General features: G+C 68.2%; 1 protein-coding gene. It reads left to right on the forward strand.

Annotation, left to right across the window (positions count from 1 at the left end):
* Positions 1-345 precede the first annotated feature (345 nt).
* Positions 346-1,746: an SMI1/KNR4 family protein gene (locus H4N64_RS43905; RefSeq protein ID WP_186288224.1), complete on the forward strand. Its 1,401-nt coding sequence runs from the start codon at positions 346-348 to the stop codon at positions 1,744-1,746.
* Positions 1,747-3,249: the final 1,503 nt, after the last annotated feature.

Raw genomic sequence — 3,249 nt, forward strand, 5'->3', positions numbered from 1 at the left:
GCGCGGTGCGTCTCGCGCAGTTCGTGCTCCGATGCCGGCACTGAGTGCCCCCTCAATCTCCAGCCAGTTGCTGCCCCGCTCATTCCGTGTTCATGTGCGGCGCGGCATCCGAGTATCGCCCTCTCGGCCCTGAGCGGCCTGATCTGGCGTGAGGCTGGCGCGAACCTGTCCCTCAAGAGGGCCGGCGAGCCGGGCAGTTCGATGCCCACGACGCCGTCACGACATCCAGTGGCGGGCGCGCGGCTTCCTTCACGCAGCCCGGGCGGCCAGCAACTGGGTCCGGGCCGGTCACGCCAGCGAAGTTGGTGCAGAGAAGATGTCAGTGCTTCCACGTACGGTCTGCGCATGGTTGATCAGAGGCCCCCCGTGGCATCGATACTCGACTTCGCGACCTGGGAGCCCGTGCTGCGGCTCCTGCTGGCCGACCGCCCGCAGAGGCATGCTGCCCGGTCTGTCCATGTGGAGGGACGCATTGGCCGGCATGGCTGGAGTCTGGCCCTGAAGCGACGGATGCCGCCGCCGGGCCGAGCCGCACAGGTGGAGGACATGCAGGAGGAGTTCGACGCCGTGGAGCGGGTGCAGAGCGCGCTCGCGGACGCCGGAGTCGACGACATCTCGTTCACGGCGGAGATCCAACCGACCGGGACGACCACGCTCCGCCTGCTCGGGCCCAGCCCGGCCGTGGAGCCCGGCATCGGCACCCCGCACCCGGGGGCTCTCATCCTGGTCGACGGCTCCCTTCCCGAGCCCTGGCGCCGGCTCCCTGATCCCGCGCCCGGGGCGGTCCCGGCACCTTCGGCGGACCTGGCGTTGCTTGAGCGGACGCTGCGCGAGCGGTTGCCGCACGCCATCGGCGCTACGGAGGAGGAGATCGCCGCGACCGAAGCGCGCCTCGGCGTCACGCTGCCCGACGAGCTCAAGGTGCTCTACCGGGTGACACGGGCACGGTGGGAGGACTTGGGCGACGACTACGAGGCAGCGGAACGTGAATGCGCAGCGGTCGGCTGTGAGCTTTTCGACCTCGACGGCCTGTACGTCGCCGACGCGTCGTCCCGCCACTGTCGCTGGGAGTTCGCGGCGATGGAGGCGGTCGTCACTCCGCCCGACGCCATGGTGCAGGGACTCGTCGGCTCACCCGGCTGGATCGCCTTCGGCGACAATGGCGGCGGAGACCGGCTGGCCGTCGATCTGACACCCGGCCCCCGCGGACACATGGGACAGGTCATCATGCTCTCCCACGAGGAGAACACCGGCGCCGCGCTCGTTGGCGACTCCCTCACCGACCTGGTGCTGGGCCGGCCCGGCGCAGAGCCCAGCAGTCCGCATGTGCAGCAGCCAGCCGTGGCTAGGGTCAACATCGCAAGCCTGAAGAGCATCCAGGCCGCCGCGCACCCCGGCTTGGAAGTCCTGTCCATCGGCGTGTGGGACGGTGCGCCGTTCCCTCTTGCCCCCCTCACCGGGCTGCCCCGCCTGCGCACCCTTACCGCCTACCCCGGTACGCTGGCGGACCCCCTGGAGATCACCAAGCTCACCGGGCTGGAGTTCCTGGAGCTCGGCCCGGAAGAGTGGCGCGTCCTCCTGGACGCCGGAGCCGTCCCACGCAGCCTGTCGGCCGCCGCCATCGTGGTACACGGCAACCAGGACCCCCTGCCCATCGTGGACGTCGCGAACGAAATCCTGGCCCTCTGGGACCGGCCCCAGATCATCCAGACCGTCCTTGAAGGCGACCTCGGCCCCCTGGCATAGCCAACGGGCCAACCAGCGGGTCGCACAGGACGACGCGTTGCACGGCCGCGCGCGAGACAATCGCCGCCCGCGTTCTGGCCTCTTCCAGTGCTGAACCAGGTCCTCTCGCTAAGCGCCGTGGTTGGCCAGCCGGGCCAACCACGGCGCTCAGTAACAACAGCCGTGACGACGATGTGCAGCAAGTTCCGGTCGACGACAGGGTCTGGTCACCGCTGCTGCGCCCACCTGGAGCATGGGTCTGGCCCGCCGCTACGGGGGAGAGCGGCGGGCCAGGAACAACCTCCACGGCGCCACGGCCGCACGCAGGGTGCGTGCCGTGCAGGCGAAGTGCCGCCCCCTGAGAAGCGTTGCGCTTCTTCAGCTGATCGTCACGTGGGTTAACGGGGAAACCGCCAGCCTCGGCCGATGAGGTGACCAAGCCTCGGCATTGCCAGACTTTCAGGCGTATGTCCCTCATCGTGGACTGCGTGCTGTTTCCTTTCAGCACGACATGGTTGTGGTGGAAGCTTCATTGCGAGCGGGCTTGCCCGTTGCCCTTCATGGGCGGGGGCTCCCACCACCGGTCCGGACGCGTGATCCGCTCACCAACCACCACGCTCAGCCCACAGCCGACTCTCCAGCGACCGATGATGAGGCTTCCTGAATTCGGCTCTGGCCGAAGTTCCGTGAACGATCTTGAGGTTTGTGCATGCCAGAGTGGTGCCGGGCCCCGGGAACCGAGGCTGTTCGGCGTGCATGTTGGGGAAGGGCGGGGACATGGAGGCAGCGGAGTTTCGGGGTGCCGCTAGGGCGTCGGCGCGTCCGGAATGGGAACTCATGCCCCTGGAAAGCGTCGGGCCGCTGTGTTTCGGTATGCGTCTCAGTGAGGTCGCTGCAGCGCTGCCGGGAATGACCGAGCTGCGCCGGTTCCGGGCCAGTCCCTGGTGGGAGACCCTCGGCGTGGAATTCGGTACAGGGCTTGAAGAGCCGGCCGTGTACACCTACTTCATTGACGGACGGTTGTTCTGCGTCGCGGTAGACGCGGTCCGAGGACCTCAGGTGTTGCTCTGGGGAAGAGAGTTGACCGCCTGCGTCCCAGACGATGTGGAACAGTTCCTGGGGCACGCTCATGACTGCGGGGTAGTCTCCGTGTCCTACGGTCCGCGGGGTAACCCGGGAGTCAACGGGCTCGGCCTGGTGGTACGGGTACAAGAGACCGTCCGCGGCCTGGCCACCCGGCCGGTCATGGTGGGCCCGGCTGGGGCCGACCGGTGTACCGACGACTCGGAGAGCGTGATCCCGGAGTGTGAATGGGTGGGCCGCCTGTGGCCCTACTGTGGAACGGAATCCTGGCCCTCGCCCGGCGAGAAGACGAACTGGGGCGACTGGGAACCGCCCTTCTAGCCCGGCCGCTTCCTGAGGTCAGCTTCCAGCGCATGCTGCGCTTCTCCGGTACGCGCCTGGGGATTCACGGAACTGCGGACAGAGCCGTTTTCAAGGCTCTGTCCGCAGTTCCGTGAATCC

This window comes from Streptomyces cupreus (genome assembly GCF_014257025.1).
Taxonomy (GTDB): Bacteria; Actinomycetota; Actinomycetes; order Streptomycetales; family Streptomycetaceae; genus Streptomyces; species Streptomyces cupreus.

What these genes read in the sequence shown, in the direction of transcription:
- H4N64_RS43905 (WP_186288224.1), top strand. Translation starts at nt 346, where the DNA reads ATGGTTGATCAGAGGCCCCCCGTGGCATCGATACTCGACTTCGCGACC.